Origin of the sequence: Paractinoplanes atraurantiacus, from assembly GCF_900215205.1 — a bacterium.
Taxonomy (GTDB): Bacteria; Actinomycetota; Actinomycetes; order Mycobacteriales; family Micromonosporaceae; genus Actinoplanes; species Actinoplanes atraurantiacus.
This window is the reverse complement of sequence record NZ_OBDY01000021.1, coordinates 1-13,247: the sequence shown is the minus strand read 5'-3', so window position 1 is coordinate 13,247 and position 13,247 is coordinate 1. Positions and strand designations below refer to the sequence as shown.

The window sequence follows — 13,247 nt, the reverse complement described above, 5'->3', positions numbered from 1 at the left end:
TCGCCTGGCGGAGGTCGGCGTTCTAAATCGATGAATCCCCCGCATCCGGCCTCGGATGCGGGGGATTCGCTCTTTCCCAGAGCTTTTAGAGGCGCTTGGAACGAGCCCGCGCGCGCTCACCCAGAATGATCGAAATCAGTCCCGCGACGGCGATGACGGGGCCGACGATCGACCAGATGGCGACACCGCTCATCCGGCTGTCGGTGATGATGTCCAGGCCCTGCAGTGTCCACAGAGCACCGACGACCAGCCCCAACACCCCTAAAGACATGAGAAGCCAGCCTTTGAGCTTTTTTGGGGTCGTTGCCGCTTCGTTCACCATCTGTCGTGCACCTGCGGACGAATCAGCTCGTCATAGACGGCGGTGACCGCCTCGTGCGTCTCCGCGGACAACGGGGCGAGCTCGGCGGCGGCGGCATTGGCGTGCGCCTGCGACTGGTTGCGGGCGCCCGGAATGACGACCGTGACGGCCGGCTGGTCGATGATCCAGCGCAACGCGAACTGCGCCATGGTGGCGCCCTCGGGCACGAACGGCCGCAGCCGCGACACCGCCTCGAGGCCGGTCGCGAAGTCCACGCCGGAGAAGGTCTCGCCGACGTCGAACGACTCGCCGTGCCGGTTGTAGTTGCGGTGGTCGTTGGCCGCGAAGGTGGTGCTCTCGTCGTACTTGCCGGAGAGCAGGCCACTGGCCAGCGGCACCCGGGCGATGATGCCCACTCCGGCCTCGGCCGCGGCCGGCAGCACCCGCTCGAGCGGCTTGAGCCGGAACGCGTTGAGGATGATCTGCACGCTGGCCGTGCCCGGGCGGGCGATGGCGGCCAGGGCCTCGTCGACCTTCTCGACGCTCACCCCGTACGCCTTGATCCGCTTCTCCTGGACGAGCGTGTCGAGGGCGTCGTAGACGGCGTCGGTCGAGAAGACCGGCGTCGGCGGGCAGTGCAGCTGGACCAGGTCGAGGGTGTCGACGCCCAGGTTGGCCCGGGACCGGTCGGTCCAGGCCCGGAAGTTGTCGAGCGTGTAGTTGCCGGGCTCCTGGGCGACGCGGCGTCCCATCTTGGTCGCGACGGTGAGCTGCGGCTTGTCCTTGATGAACGAGCCGATGATCTGCTCGCTGCGGCCGTCGCCGTAGACGTCGGCCGTATCGATGAAGGTGACGCCGGAGTCCACCGCGGCCTGCAGGGTCGCGTGCGCGTCGGACTCGCTCACCTCACCCCAGTCGGCCCCGAGCTGCCAGGCGCCCAGGCCGATGACCCCGACCGTCCGTCCCATCCTGCGAAAACTTCGATTCTCCACAGGTTCGCACCCTACCGTTCTCCTGATAGTTTGCTTGCAAAACGTACGTACGGTTTGGGAGGAACGATCATGTGGGATCCGGCCGTCTACTCGCGGTACGGCGCCGAGCGCTCGCGCCCCTTCTTCGACCTGGTCACCCGCGTCGGCGCCTCCTCGCCGCGAGCGGTCGTGGATCTCGGCTGCGGCCCCGGCGAGCTGACGCTCTCGCTGGCCGAGAGGTGGCCGTCGGCCCGCCTGACCGGCATCGACTCCTCACCCGAGATGATCGAGAAGGCGCGGGCACAGGCCGGCGTCACCCCGTCACCCGAGGCGAGCGGCGAGGCGCGGGCGCATGCTCGGCCGGCGAGGTTCGAGATCGGTGACGTCCGTGACTACCGGCCCGCCGAGGACGTGGACGTGCTGGTCACCAACGCGACGCTGCAGTGGGTGCCGGGGCATCAGGATCTGCTGGCCCGGTGGGCGGGGGAGCTGCCGGCCGGCGCGTGGCTGGCCATGCAGGTGCCGGGCAACTTCCAGGCGCCCTCGCACCGGCTGCTGCGCGAGGTCGGCCGCCGCTACGGGCTGGGCGACGTGCTGCGCGAGGCGCCCGTCGACGACCCGGTCGACTACGCGGGGCTGCTGGTGGCCGCTGGGGCCGATGTCGACGCGTGGGAGACGACTTACGTACACCTGCTGCCTGTCAACGAAGACGAGCACCCGGTGCTGCGGTGGATGGAGGGCACGGCATTGCGTCCCGTCAAGGCCGCGCTGGACGAGAATGCTTGGCAGTCGTTCCGTGCCGACCTGGCGCGGGAACTGGCCGGCGCCTACCCGGCGGCCGGCGGACATGTAGCGTTCCCGTTCCGCCGCGTCTTCGTGGTGGCCCGGACCGCTCGTTAGGAAAGGGACCGTATGACCGAGCTGACCTCGTTCATCGCCGGCCTGCCCAAGGCCGAGCTGCACGTCCACCACGTCGGCTCGGCGTCGCCGCGGATCGTCGCCGAGCTGGCCGCGCGCCACGAGGGCAGCACGCCGGTGCCGGCCGACCCGGCCGCGCTGGCCGACTACTTCGCCTTCCGCGACTTCGCCCACTTCATCGAGGTCTACCTCAGCGTCGTCGACCTCATCCGCGACGACGAGGACGTGCGGACGCTGACCTACGAGGTGGCCCGCGAGCTCGCCCGCCAGCAGGTCCGGTACGCGGAGCTGACCATCACCCCGTACTCCAGCGTGCGGCGCGGCATCGCCGCCCCGGCCTTCTGCGCGGCGATCGAGGACGCCCGGCGGGCCGCCGCGAAGGAGTTCGGCGTCGAGCTGCGCTGGTGCTTCGACATTCCCGGCGAGGCCGGTCTGCCCGCGGCCGAGGAGACGCTGCGGATCGCGCTCGAGGAGCAGCCCGACGGCCTGATCAGTTTCGGGCTGGGCGGCCCCGAGATCGGCGTGCCCCGGCCGCAGTTCAAGCCGTTCTTCGACAAGGCCCGCGCGGCCGGGCTGCACAGCGTGCCGCACGCCGGCGAGACCACCGGCCCGGAGACGATCTGGGACGCGCTGCGCGAGCTCGGCGCCGAGCGCATCGGGCACGGCATCTCGGCCGCGCAGGACCCGGCGCTGATGGCGCACCTGGCCGAGAACGGCATCCCGCTGGAGATCTCGCCGACCTCCAACCTGCGGACCCGGGCCGTGCCGTCGCTCGACGAGCACCCGCTGGCCACGCTGGTCGGCGCGGGCGTGCCGGTGAGCATCAACTCCGACGACCCGCCGATGTTCGGCACCACGCTGGATCAGGAGTACGCGGCGGCCGCGCGGCTGCTCGGCCTGGACGCCCGCGGCGTGGCCGGGCTGGCCCGGGCCGGCGCCGAGCAGAGCTTCCTCGCGCCGGAGCGGAAGAAGACCCTGCTCGCCGAGATCGACGATTACACGGAGCGCAACGCGTAAAGGGGCTCCTGCCACACCGCCAGCACGACCACGATCCCGATGGTCAGGATCGCGATCACGCGGATCAGGCGGCGCTTGTTGAACCTGGCCGGGCCCTCCTCGGGCTCTGCCAGGGGCTTGCTCAACGTGCTGGGCATGGATACCTCCCGGTCTAGTCGGGTACCGCCGTCCAACTCTGGTGACGCTGGCCGTTGCCTTTCTGGAGCACGAGCACGCGGTGGGCGCCGAAACGCTGGCCGCCCACCCCGGCGACCAGGTCGCCCTCGGTGGTACGCAGGGTGAATCCGTACGGCGAGGCCTGCAGGGTCCAGGCGGCGCCGCCCGCGGCGCAGTCGACCTGGACGAGCGGGGCGCCGGCGACCACGTCGCCGCCGAGCGGGCCCGCGCACTTGCCGGTGGCCCGCGACACCAGGGAGTAGCTGCCGCCGTCGGCCGGCACCAGCTGCCACTGCTGCTGGGCGTCGTCGTCGGTGCCGCTGAGGGTGATCGGGGTGTCCAGGGCCGCCCGGGCCGCGTAGAGGTCGGCGGCGCCGCCGGTGAGCGCGTTGGTCAGGGTGAACCACGAGCTCTGGGCCGGGCGGGCGGCGGGCGCCGTCTCGGCGGTGGCCCGGGCCGCGTACCGCCCGGTGGATTTGACCGTGACCTGGTATTTCGAGGCCGGCGCGAGGCCGATCAGGCGGGCCCGGGTCGCCTTGGTGGTGGCGATCGGCTGGTTGTCCACCCAGACCTCGTAGGTGGCGGTCTCGGAGGCGGCGCTCCACGTCAGCCGGACCGAGCTGCTCGTCGCGTCGCGGACCTCGACCACGGCCTGGACCGCGCTGCCCTCCTGAACGCCGCTGCGGGCCGGGACCTTCGTCGTCGGGACCGAACTCGGCGTGACGGTCGGCGTGACCAGCAGGGCCGCCGGCTCGATCTCCGGTTCCCCGGTGGTCTCCTCGTCCGGAACGGCCGGGCTCTCGCTCGGGGACTGCGACGGCGACGACGGCGGGGCGTCGCCACCGCCGTCGGCCGGGCCGGGGCCGGCACTGGGCGTCCCGGTGGGCGCCGGCGTCGTGCTCGCGCTGGGCTCGGGCGAGGGCGGCGCCGTGGTCGCGGTGGCCTCCGGGGCGGCCGTCTCGGCCGGCTCGGGGGCGCCGGGCGCGTCCGGGATGTCGTCGCCGCCGTCGCTGCGCAGCAGGAACTCGCTCTGCGCGACGTTCCAGTTCTTGGCCAGGTAGCTGCCCGGCCTGGGGTCGGTGCTGAAGTAGTCGTCGTGGCCGCAGTCGAGGCGCGTCTCGTGTTTCTTGGGGCAGACGGTGCGCACCTGCTTGCCGGAGCGGTCGGGGCCGCAGAGCAGGTCGTAGTCGTCGAGGCAGTTGCCCAGGCCGCTGGAGTTGGGTGAGCCGGCCTGCATCGCGCCGAGCGAGCGGGTCAGCTCCTGCGCGGCCATGGCCGAGCTCCAGCAACCGGCGTCGACCCGGCCGTAGGAGGGGCCGCCGTTGTTGCGGTTGCTCAGACCCGGGCGCCGGTCGGCGACGTAGGTGGCGATGCCGCAGTAGACGTTCGCGTCGGCGAACAGCAGATATTTGCGGTCGGTGCGGTTGTAGCCGAGGGTGCGCAGCGCGGCGATGCTGCCGGCGAACGACTCGAGCCCGCCGGTGGGCAGCTGCACCTCGGTGACGTCGACCCGGCACTGCGGGGTGGTCACGAAGCGGACGTGCCGCGAGCCGCCGGTCTCGCCCGCGCTCTCGTCGAAGATCTGGTCGACACCGGCCGACCACGTGCGGATCGAGCCGAGGAACTCGGTGTAGCGGCTGGGCGTGCCGAACTCGTGCAGGTAGATGACCTGGACCCGCTTGCCGCTGCGGCCGTCGCCCTCGCAGGCCACGTCGTGCGCGCCGATGATGAAGTCGGCGTCGCCGGGCGCGGCGTCGGGGATCAGGGCCGGCGCGTCGGCGGTCAGCGCGCTGCCGCCCTCGTCGCGGGCGATCTCGGCGTCGGCCGGCACGAAATCGGCCGGCTCGCGCCCCGGCGGCACCGGCTCGGGGGCTTTGTCGGTGACCGGGCTGACGTCGCTGCGCACCTTGAGACCGGCCGGGGCCGAGTCGGGCCCGTGCGTGCAGGTCTGGTCGTCGACCTGGTAGGACCCGGCGCAGACGGTGCCCGCCTTGGCCGGCCGCAGCCCGTCGTAGACCAGGCCCTGGTCGGGCACGTCACGCGGCATCGAGGTCAGCGCCAGGTCGCGGGTGGGCGCCGTGCCGGCCACGTTGTCCACCACGCTGGGGCCGACCACGCCGCCGACACCCAGCAGCGCGAGGCCGAGGGCGATGGGCAGCAGCCGGTGGCTCCGCGAGCGGGCCGCTCGGCGGTGACCCTTGGGGACCGGCCGGCGGTGGGTGGACAACTCAGCTCCTTGCCTGACGGGTGCGCGGTGGGAGGTGGTGATGGGGCGACCACCTCTCACCGCGCGGGGGCCTCCGCGGCTCGTCTCGTGGGGACGGAGCGCGCCGGGAGACCGGATGGGATCGGAGGGAAGGTTGCCAGCCCGGGAGCGCAGAGGGAACCCCTTTAATACAGATCTAAGCAACGATTCGGTCCCGTTCACCCGTCAGCGAGACGGCTTGCCGCCGCGCTCGCGGGCGAGGCGCCCGACCAGGCCGAAACGGTTCACCTGCTTGGGTGTCGCCTCGGCGTCGGCGAGCAGCATGACGACGCTGGCGCCGCCCATCGCGGCCCGGTCGAGGTCGACCGATCCGCCGGCGGCCTGGGCCGCGCGGCGGGCGATGTCGAGCCCGAGGCCGGTCGAACCCTGGTTGCTCTGCCCGCGTCGCATCGCACTCTCCGGATCGGGGATTCCAGGCCCGGCGTCGTCGACCCGGACAGCCACCCAGCCGTCCCGCCGGGAGATGCCCACCTCGAACGCCGTGCCCTGAGGGGTGTAGCGGAACACATTACCCAGAATCGCGTCGAGGGCGGCCGCCAGCTCGGTCCGGGCCACCGGCACCGGGATGCGCATCTGCGCGCCCACCACCCGGTAGGTGCGGTTCTGGTCGTCGGCCAGGGCCGACCAGAACGTCATCCGTTCGCGTACCACCTCGCTGACGTCGCAGACGCCGGACTCGGGCGCCGAGGCCACCTGGGCCGCGACCGCCTGCCGTGTCGTGTTGATCAGCTGGTTGACCTCGCCCTCGAGGGTGACGATGGCCTGCCGGATGCGGCGGATGCCGCGCCGCCGGTCGACCTCGTCGGCCGACAGGTCGATGATCTGGGTGTCGTCGGGGTCGAGCGCCTCGGCGTCCAGCCGCAGCGCGGTCAGCGGCGTGCGCAGCCGGTGCGACAGGTCGGCCACCATCTCCCGCTCGTTCGTGCGCGAGCTCACCAGGCGGTCGGCCATCCGGTTGAACGCGTAGCCGGCCTCGGCCAGCTCGCGCGGCCCCGACGGCGTGATCCGCACGCCGAGATCGCCGCCGCCGACCGCGAGCGCCGCGTGCACGAGGTTGCGGGCCGAGCTCACCGCGCCCCGGGCCAGCCGGTCGACCACGATCACCGCGCCCGCGACCAGGACCAGCGCGATACCGAACAGCAGCCACCAGTCCCGCGCGGTGCCCTCCTGGAGCTCGGCGTCAGGGACGAAGACCTCGACCACTGACGTACGGCTACCGACCGTCACCGGTTGCAGACGGGACACTCCGCCGTCGACGTCCACGGTGATCGTGCCGCCGCCGCTCGCGGCGCGCCGCACGTCATCACCCGGCGCCCGGCCGCCCGCGGTCTGACCGGGCGGATGAACCGTGGTCTGGCCGCCGGCCGCGACGACGGTGGCGGTCACGCCCTTGGCCGGCGCGCCGGAGGCGATGGCACCGGCCACGGTGGCGCTGCGCCGCTCGGCGGCGGCCATGGCCTGGTCGCGGTGGTCGTTGCGCAGCTCCCAGCCGAGCGGGACGAGGAAGACCAGCGCGGCGACGGCGGTGGTGGCGGCCGTCGTGTAGGCCAGCCGGGCCCTCAGTCCGGCGCCACCAACCGGAATCCGACCCCCCGCACGGTGCGCAGGTAGCGAGGTTTCGCCGCGGACTCGCCCAGTTTCCGGCGTAGCCAGTAAAGGTGCACGTCGATCGTCTGGTCCTCGCCGACCGATGGCTGTCGCCATACCTCCTCCAACAGCTCACGGCGCGAGACAACGCGGCCCGGGCGGGCGGCGAGGTACGCCAGCAGGTCGAACTCCTTGCGGGTCAGCGCCAGCGGCTGATCGGCCAGGGTGGCACTGCGCTCGCCGACATCCACCCGCAGCTCGCCCACCTCGTGCACGGCCGGCTGGGCCGTGCGGCTGGCCCGGCCGACGCGCCGCAGCACGGTCGCGATGCGGGCGTCGAGGTGGGCGCCGGTGAACGGCTTGACCATGTAGTCGTCGGCGCCGGCGCGCAGCAGGCGCACGACCGTCTGCTCGTCGTCGCGCGCGGTGGCGATGATGATCGGGACGTCGGTGATGCCCCGCAGCATGCGCAGCGCGTCGGAGCCGTCCAGATCGGGCAGCCCGAGATCGAGCACGACGAGGTCGGGCGTCTCGGCGGCGACCCGGCGCAGCGCGTCGAGCGCCGTGCCGACGGCGTGCACGGCGTGGCCCCGATCGGCGAGCGAACGGAGCATGGCGCCGCGCACGACGTGATCGTCCTCGACGAGCAACACCGTGGCCATGCGAAGAAGGTACTGCCCTCGGCAAGTTGGGCCTAACCGGTCATCCAGGGACACCGGTCGATTACTCGCAGTGACATAATTAGTATCCGTACTGCCGATGTCATTCACACTATTTCCCGGTACGCGGCTGGCGCTGGCGCTCGAGAGCCTGGCCGGCCTGAGCGTGGGCGACGCGCTCGGAGCGCAACACTTCGTGGCCAAGGTCGATCTGAGTGATCCGCCGCCCGCCCCCTGGGAGTGGACCGACGACACCGAGGAAGCCTGCTGCCTGGTCGCCGTGCTCACCGAGGGCGACTTCGACCGCGACGGCTTCGCCGACCTGCTCGGCCGTCACCACGACCCCTACCGCGGCTACGGGCCGGGCGCGGTGGTCATGCTGCGCGAGATCCGGGAGGGTCTGCCCTGGCCGATCGCCGCGGCCGCCGCCTTCGACGGGCAGGGCTCGGCCGGCAACGGCGCCGCCATGCGGGCCGCGCCGCTCGGCGCCTGGCACGCCGACTCGCTCACCCACGCGGCTGCGCAGGGCGCACGGGCGGCCGAGGTGACACATGCGCACGCCGAGGGCATCGCGGGCGGGGTCGCGGTCACGGTCGCGGCGGCCGTGGCGGCGGCGGGGCGGCTCGACGGGCAGCGGCCGCCGCTGCTGCGCGCGGTCGCGGCGCACACCCCCGAAGGGCTCGTGCGGGATGGCCTGGTGGCCGCGGCCCGCATCACCGACCCCGGCGAGGCGGCGTACGAGCTGGGCAACGGCGCCCGGGCCATGGCCCGCGACACCGTGCCGTTCGCGGTGTGGGTGGCCGACCGGTTCCTCGACGACTACCCGGCGGCGATCGGCGCGTGCGTGGCCGCGGGCGGCGACGTGGACACGACCTGCGCCATCGCCGGGGGCATTGTGGCCGCGTACACCGGCCTGGACGGCATCCCACCGGCCTGGCTGTCGGCCCGCGAGCCCTTGCCGGCCTGGCTGGCCGCCGCCACCGAATAGCTACCGCGGGTTCGATCATGTGACTTCGGCCGGGGCCGATCTGCACCGCCGTGACCAAGAGCGAGAACGTGCTGGCCGGTTCGGGCCTGATCGTCGCGGCGGCGTGGTGGCTGATGGAGCCGACCACCCGCGGCGGCGCCGAAGCCGCGGCCATCCTGGTGATGCTGGTGCTGCTCTCGCGCCTGCTGGCCAACCGGAACGAAGGCCTGCGCGCGCTGCGCCGGGCGGTCGCCCGCGAGCACGTGCTCAGCGAGCTCGGCACCGCGCTGATCACCGCCACCGTGCCGGCCGAGGTGCACCGGCTCGCGGTCACCGCCGCCGGCGAGCTGCTGGCCGAGTGCCCCGGCGCCCGCGTCTCGGTCCTCGAGACGACGGACGGCGGGTTCGCCGTCGCCGACTCGGCCGGCGCCGGCACCGCCGCCGTGGTCGGCCGCCAGGTGCCGGTGGCCAGCGCGCCGCCCGAGCTGCTGGCCCGGCTCACGGCCGGCGAGGTGGTCGAGGTGGCCGACATGTCCGAGCAGTACGCCGACGCCGGCGAGGCGCACGCCCGCCCGTACACCCTGATGCCCTTGCGCAACGGAGACCGGTTTCTCGGCGTCCTCAGTGTCAGCGCCGACGGCGAGCTGCCGTCCGAGGTGTTCCAGGCGCTCCAGGCGCTGCGCACCCAGGTGTCGCTGGCGCTGGCCAGCGTGGCCCTGACCGCCGAGCTGACCGAGCGCGCCCTGCACGACCCGCTCACCGGGCTGGCCAACCGCGCGCTGCTGCGCGAGCGGCTCACCGTCGCCCTGTCCCGCTCGCGCCGCAGCGGCCGCCCGGTCGGCGCCCTGCTGCTCGACCTCAACGGCTTCAAGCAGGTGAACGACGTGCACGGCCACGCGGCGGGCGACGACCTGCTCAAGGTGGTGGCCGACCGGCTGCGCGGCTGCGTGCGCACCGAGGACGTGGTCGGCCGTCTCGGCGGCGACGAGTTCGTGATCATCGCCGAGGACCTGCGCTCGGCCCGCGACGCCATGGTGATCGCGGATCGGGTCGTGGCCGCGCTGAACGAGGCCGTCCCGGTCGGGCGCCGGCAGCTCAGCACCCCGGCCAGCGTCGGCATCGCGCTGTCGCACGCCGGCATCAAAGACCCGGACGAGCTGCTGCGCATGGCCGACACGGCGATGTACACGGCCAAGCGGCGCGGCGGCGGATCGTACGAGCTGCACGGCGCCCCGTCGTACGAGCCCTCGCCGGTCGTGCTCCCGGCCGTCGCGACCTTGGACCGGCGGCGGCCTAAGCTGCCCGTGTGACGGACGACGCTGCGTACGCCGAGACGGGGGAGCCGGACGGCCTGGAGCGGCTCTGGATGCCGCACCGGCTGGCCTACGTCACCGGCGAGGACCGCCCCGACGGGTGCCCGTTCTGCCTGGCCCCGGGCCTGCCCGAGGCCGACAGCCTGGTGGTGGCGCGCGGCGAGACCGTCTACGCGATCCTCAACCTGTACCCGTACAACCCGGGCCACCTCATGATCGTCCCGTTCCGGCACGTCGCCGACTACACCGACCTGACCGAGCAGGAGACGGCCGAGCTGGCGGCGATGACCCGCACGGGCATGCGGGTGCTGCGCTCGGTGAGCAGCCCGCACGGCTTCAACATCGGCATGAACCAGGGCTCGATCGCCGGCGCCGGGATCGCCGCCCACCTGCACCAGCACATCGTGCCCCGCTGGGGCGGCGACGCGAACTTCATGCCGGTGATCGGCCGGACGAAGGTCCTGCCCCAGCTCCTGGGCGAGACCCGTCAGCTACTGATCAAGGCCTGGCCGTCGTCGTAAGGGCACGCACCCCGGCGACGATCTGCTCGGCGCTGGGGGCGCTGGCCGGGTCGGTCAGCCACTGGGTGACGATGCCCGACATCAGGGCCATCTGCACCGAGCCGACGCCGCGGGCGGTCGCGTCGTCGATCTGATCCTCGGGCACGCCCAGCGCGATCGCGGCCATGCCCCGCCGCCCGGCGTCGAGCCCGGCCGCGAGCTGCTCGCGCAGTGACGCGTTGTGCTCGGCCTGGATCATCACCTCGACGCTGGCCAGCCAGAGCGGCCGGTCGGCCTCGATCGACTCGATGATCCGCCGCCAGAAGCCGGCCGGTGTGCCGTCGCCGGAGGACAGCGCCTTGCCCAGGGCCTCGCCCCACTCCTGCATGGCCGCGAGCATGGCCGCCGTCATCAGCGCCTCGGTCGAGCCGTAGTGGTAGCCGATCGACCCCAGGTTGGTGCCGGAGAGCGCCACGATGTCGCGCGCCGTGGTCCGGGCGTACCCCTTCTCGTACAGCGCTCGCTTCGCTCCTACCAGCAGGTCTTCCCGGTGCCCCATGTCGCGCATCCTAGTGCGGTGTTCACAAGCCTCTGCTGGAGTGCGCCAGTGAGCTTTGTGAATCCTCGCCCACGCCTGTGAGCGAGCGACTCCCCATCGACATCGATCGGGCGGGCCTCCGCCGGCCAACAGACCCTCCGGCCGCCGCCGTAAGCCGGCGGCGGGGGTCACGCCGTGCCAGGCGGACACCGGGAAGGTGCCGTCCGGCTCGACGGTGCGTGACCATCCCAGCGATGGCATCGGGTGAGATGGTGAATGCGCTACCCGGGGTGCGTGTAGCGATGGTGAACGCCGCGGCGAGGTCACGATGCCCGGCGAACGCACAGTGCGGACAGAACATAGTCCTGCCTCGCGGTTTGATGATCTTCTTTCGGCAAGCCGGGCATGTCGACGAGGTACCGCGCTCGTCGACCAGCGGCTTTCTCCTGCAGCATTCGCAGGGCTCGGTCGAGCTGCCACTGCCGCAGCCGCAAGTTATGCCGCCGCCCGGCGGGCACGTTGAGCACGCCGCGAGGATCGCCGATGGTCAGAGTGCCGATACGGTGCTCGACCGCCCAGCCGATAACTGTTTTGGCTGCCTCGTGTTGCGCTTGCCGGACTCGACGCTGATGCCGTCCCATGACCAGCCGGGCTCGCCGGCGAGCCTTACGCCACCGCCGCGATCCCTGCTGCCCTTTCTTGGGGGCGCGGGCGGCGGTGGCCCGCTGGCGCGCCTTCGCGTCGGACAGGTGCATGCGATGTGCGGCCCGTATTGCGCGTTCGGATACCAGTAACCCCAAACCTTCGCCGCTGACGACTGCGAAGGGGTGGATGACTCCTGGATCGACGCCGGCCACCCGGTTTGGGTCAAGCTTCCGGTCGGCCGGGTAGGTGGCGACGGGCAGCTCCGCGGTGACATCGACGTGGAGGCGGCCGTCGGCATAAAGCAGCGTCACGGACCGCACCGTGGCTGAGGGATACGGCAGCGGCCGGCTCAAGCGCACCAACAGCGGCGGGCGGCCTCGCGCGACGGGCAGTCGCAGTGTTCGTCCATCGAGCTTGAAGGTGCCGTGATACCACCGGACCGGCATCAGTGCGCGCCGACGGCGCGGAAAGCGCACCTCCATCTTGCCGGCTTTGCGGCGGAGTACCGGCGCAGTACCGACCGGGCGCCTGCGCTGTCCAGCTCGCCGAATGTTCCCGGGCCCGATTCGGCGAGCAACCCGTACAACTCTCGAAGGCTCGCTACCGGGACGTCGCCGCGGCGACGCCGCCAGTCGTTGACCTCCAGAACGCACGCCCACACATCACCAGCCGAGTGCATGAGCCCGAAACAGCGTTGCTGCTGCCCGCGTGTCAACCGCAGACCGATCCGCGCTGTGCGGTGCACGACCGGAGCTGCACCCGTCTGGCGACATCTAGGCATGCGTCATATGTATCAGCGACTAGGGCCGAGTGCAATCGGCTTCAGGCGCGAAGAGCCTTCCTTGCATCTATCTATACAAACGTATAAGACGTTTGTATAGTACGACGCATGACGATCCTCATCTCGGGCGCCGGCGTGGCCGGCCCGGCATTGGCTCACTGGTTGACCCGGCAAGGGCGTCGGGTCGAGATCGTGGAGAAGGCCCCTTCGCTGCGGGCCGGCGGCTACAAGGTCGACGTGCGCGGGGCGGCCAGCACCGTGCTCGGGCGGATGGGGCTGCTCGAGGCGGCCAAGAAGGCCGACACCGGGATGCGGCAGATCACGTACGTCAGCAAGCGGGGTAAGACGATCGCGGCGCTGCCGGCCGACCTGATCATGGGGCGGCGTGGAGACGACGTGGAGATCATGCGCGGGGATCTGGGGCGGATCCTGCACGACGCGACCGCGGGGGAGGCCGAGTATCGCTTCGGCGACGCCATCGCCTCGCTCGACGACGGGCCGGACGGTGTCGACGTCACCTTCGCCAGTGGGCGGCGAGGGCGCTACGAGCTGGTCGTCGGCGCCGACGGGTTGCACTCGGCGACTCGGCGGCAGGTGCTCGGTGAGGTGCCGCTGACCCGTCTCGGTG

Annotated in this window: 15 protein-coding genes; 6 read left to right on the top strand and 9 right to left on the bottom strand. The window is 72.2% G+C overall.

Annotation, left to right across the window (positions count from 1 at the left end):
* Window positions 1-85: 85 nt before the first annotated feature.
* Window positions 86-322, bottom strand: a complete 237-nt coding sequence (locus tag CRP55_RS34565; protein ID WP_097325823.1) for a hypothetical protein — start codon at window positions 320-322, stop codon at window positions 86-88.
* A complete protein-coding gene (locus CRP55_RS34560; RefSeq protein WP_097325821.1) occupies window positions 316-1,293 on the bottom strand; it encodes an aldo/keto reductase in 978 nt (325 codons plus the stop codon). Before CRP55_RS34560 ends, CRP55_RS34565 begins: the two co-directional genes overlap by 7 nt.
* 69 nt (window positions 1,294-1,362) lie before the next feature.
* Between CRP55_RS34560 and CRP55_RS34555 the strand changes: the two genes are divergently transcribed.
* Together CRP55_RS34555 and CRP55_RS34550 are read left to right on the top strand one after the other, a co-directional pair.
* A complete protein-coding gene (locus CRP55_RS34555) occupies window positions 1,363-2,172 on the top strand; it encodes a trans-aconitate 2-methyltransferase (protein WP_097325819.1) in 810 nt (269 codons plus the stop codon).
* 12 nt (window positions 2,173-2,184) lie between these two features.
* Window positions 2,185-3,207, top strand: a complete 1,023-nt coding sequence (locus CRP55_RS34550; protein WP_097325817.1) for an adenosine deaminase — start codon at window positions 2,185-2,187, stop codon at window positions 3,205-3,207.
* On the opposite strand, the gene CRP55_RS53425 is transcribed toward CRP55_RS34550, so the two are convergent.
* From CRP55_RS53425 to CRP55_RS34535, 4 genes are all read right to left on the bottom strand, one after another.
* Window positions 3,186-3,344, bottom strand: coding sequence for a hypothetical protein (locus tag CRP55_RS53425; RefSeq protein ID WP_179855454.1), 159 nt, complete (start codon window positions 3,342-3,344; stop codon window positions 3,186-3,188). The two genes, CRP55_RS34550 and CRP55_RS53425, sit on opposite strands and share 22 nt — an antisense overlap.
* Before the next feature lie 14 nt (window positions 3,345-3,358).
* Window positions 3,359-5,590: an RICIN domain-containing protein gene (locus tag CRP55_RS34545; RefSeq protein WP_245923566.1), complete on the bottom strand. Its 2,232-nt coding sequence runs from the start codon at window positions 5,588-5,590 to the stop codon at window positions 3,359-3,361.
* A gap of 204 nt (window positions 5,591-5,794) precedes the next feature.
* The gene (locus CRP55_RS34540) at window positions 5,795-7,084 is read right to left on the bottom strand and encodes a sensor histidine kinase (RefSeq protein WP_097325815.1); all 1,290 of its coding nucleotides are present in this window, start codon (window positions 7,082-7,084) and stop codon (window positions 5,795-5,797) included.
* A gap of 104 nt (window positions 7,085-7,188) precedes the next feature.
* Window positions 7,189-7,878 (bottom strand): response regulator transcription factor, encoded by a 690-nt coding sequence (locus tag CRP55_RS34535; RefSeq protein WP_097325813.1) that lies wholly within the window; start codon window positions 7,876-7,878, stop codon window positions 7,189-7,191.
* Between the two features lie 97 nt (window positions 7,879-7,975).
* Between CRP55_RS34535 and CRP55_RS34530 the strand changes: the two genes are divergently transcribed.
* From CRP55_RS34530 to CRP55_RS34520, 3 genes are read left to right on the top strand one after another with little or no spacing between them, the layout of a single operon-like run.
* Complete coding sequence (locus CRP55_RS34530) at window positions 7,976-8,863, top strand: ADP-ribosylglycohydrolase family protein (RefSeq protein ID WP_097325811.1); 888 nt, start codon at window positions 7,976-7,978, stop codon at window positions 8,861-8,863.
* Between the two features lie 50 nt (window positions 8,864-8,913).
* On the top strand, window positions 8,914-10,152 hold the full coding sequence (locus CRP55_RS34525; protein ID WP_097325809.1) for a GGDEF domain-containing protein: 1,239 nt from the start codon (window positions 8,914-8,916) through the stop codon (window positions 10,150-10,152).
* A gap of 56 nt (window positions 10,153-10,208) precedes the next feature.
* On the top strand, window positions 10,209-10,676 hold the full coding sequence (locus tag CRP55_RS34520; RefSeq protein ID WP_097326091.1) for an HIT family protein: 468 nt from the start codon (window positions 10,209-10,211) through the stop codon (window positions 10,674-10,676).
* Here the strand turns inward: CRP55_RS34520 and CRP55_RS34515 are convergent.
* Genes CRP55_RS34515 through CRP55_RS34505 form a run of 3 tightly spaced genes read right to left on the bottom strand, consistent with a single transcriptional unit; the run spans window position 10,654 to window position 12,149 of the window.
* Window positions 10,654-11,214: a TetR family transcriptional regulator gene (locus tag CRP55_RS34515; protein ID WP_097326089.1), complete on the bottom strand. Its 561-nt coding sequence runs from the start codon at window positions 11,212-11,214 to the stop codon at window positions 10,654-10,656. The genes CRP55_RS34520 and CRP55_RS34515 overlap by 23 nt on opposite strands.
* A 22-nt stretch (window positions 11,215-11,236) precedes the next feature.
* Window positions 11,237-11,575 carry a hypothetical protein gene (locus CRP55_RS56325; RefSeq protein WP_369076909.1) on the bottom strand — a complete coding sequence of 113 codons (339 nt, stop codon included), beginning with the start codon at window positions 11,573-11,575 and terminating at the stop codon, window positions 11,237-11,239.
* Entirely contained in the window at window positions 11,517-12,149 is a 633-nt protein-coding gene (locus CRP55_RS34505; protein WP_179855456.1) for a transposase, read from the bottom strand. The genes CRP55_RS56325 and CRP55_RS34505 overlap by 59 nt, the downstream gene beginning before the upstream one ends.
* Before the next feature lie 578 nt (window positions 12,150-12,727).
* On the opposite strand from CRP55_RS34505, the gene CRP55_RS34500 reads away from it, so the two are divergent.
* A partial coding sequence (locus CRP55_RS34500; protein WP_179855455.1) for an FAD-dependent monooxygenase occupies window positions 12,728-13,247 on the top strand: 520 nt, incomplete at its 3' end.

Excerpts from the sequence above, each read along its gene's own strand:
- CRP55_RS34565 (WP_097325823.1), bottom strand. The coding sequence starts at position 322 with ATGGTGAACGAAGCGGCAACGACCCCAAAAAAGCTCAAAGGCTGGCTT.
- CRP55_RS34555 (WP_097325819.1), top strand. The coding sequence starts at position 1,363 with ATGTGGGATCCGGCCGTCTACTCGCGGTACGGCGCCGAGCGCTCGCGC.
- CRP55_RS34550 (WP_097325817.1), top strand. The coding sequence starts at position 2,185 with ATGACCGAGCTGACCTCGTTCATCGCCGGCCTGCCCAAGGCCGAGCTG.
- CRP55_RS53425 (WP_179855454.1), bottom strand. The coding sequence starts at position 3,344 with ATGCCCAGCACGTTGAGCAAGCCCCTGGCAGAGCCCGAGGAGGGCCCG.
- CRP55_RS34540 (WP_097325815.1), bottom strand. The coding sequence starts at position 7,084 with ATGGCCGCCGCCGAGCGGCGCAGCGCCACCGTGGCCGGTGCCATCGCC.
- CRP55_RS34535 (WP_097325813.1), bottom strand. The coding sequence starts at position 7,878 with ATGGCCACGGTGTTGCTCGTCGAGGACGATCACGTCGTGCGCGGCGCC.
- CRP55_RS34530 (WP_097325811.1), top strand. The coding sequence starts at position 7,976 with ATGTCATTCACACTATTTCCCGGTACGCGGCTGGCGCTGGCGCTCGAG.
- CRP55_RS34520 (WP_097326091.1), top strand. The coding sequence starts at position 10,209 with ATGCCGCACCGGCTGGCCTACGTCACCGGCGAGGACCGCCCCGACGGG.
- CRP55_RS34515 (WP_097326089.1), bottom strand. The coding sequence starts at position 11,214 with ATGGGGCACCGGGAAGACCTGCTGGTAGGAGCGAAGCGAGCGCTGTAC.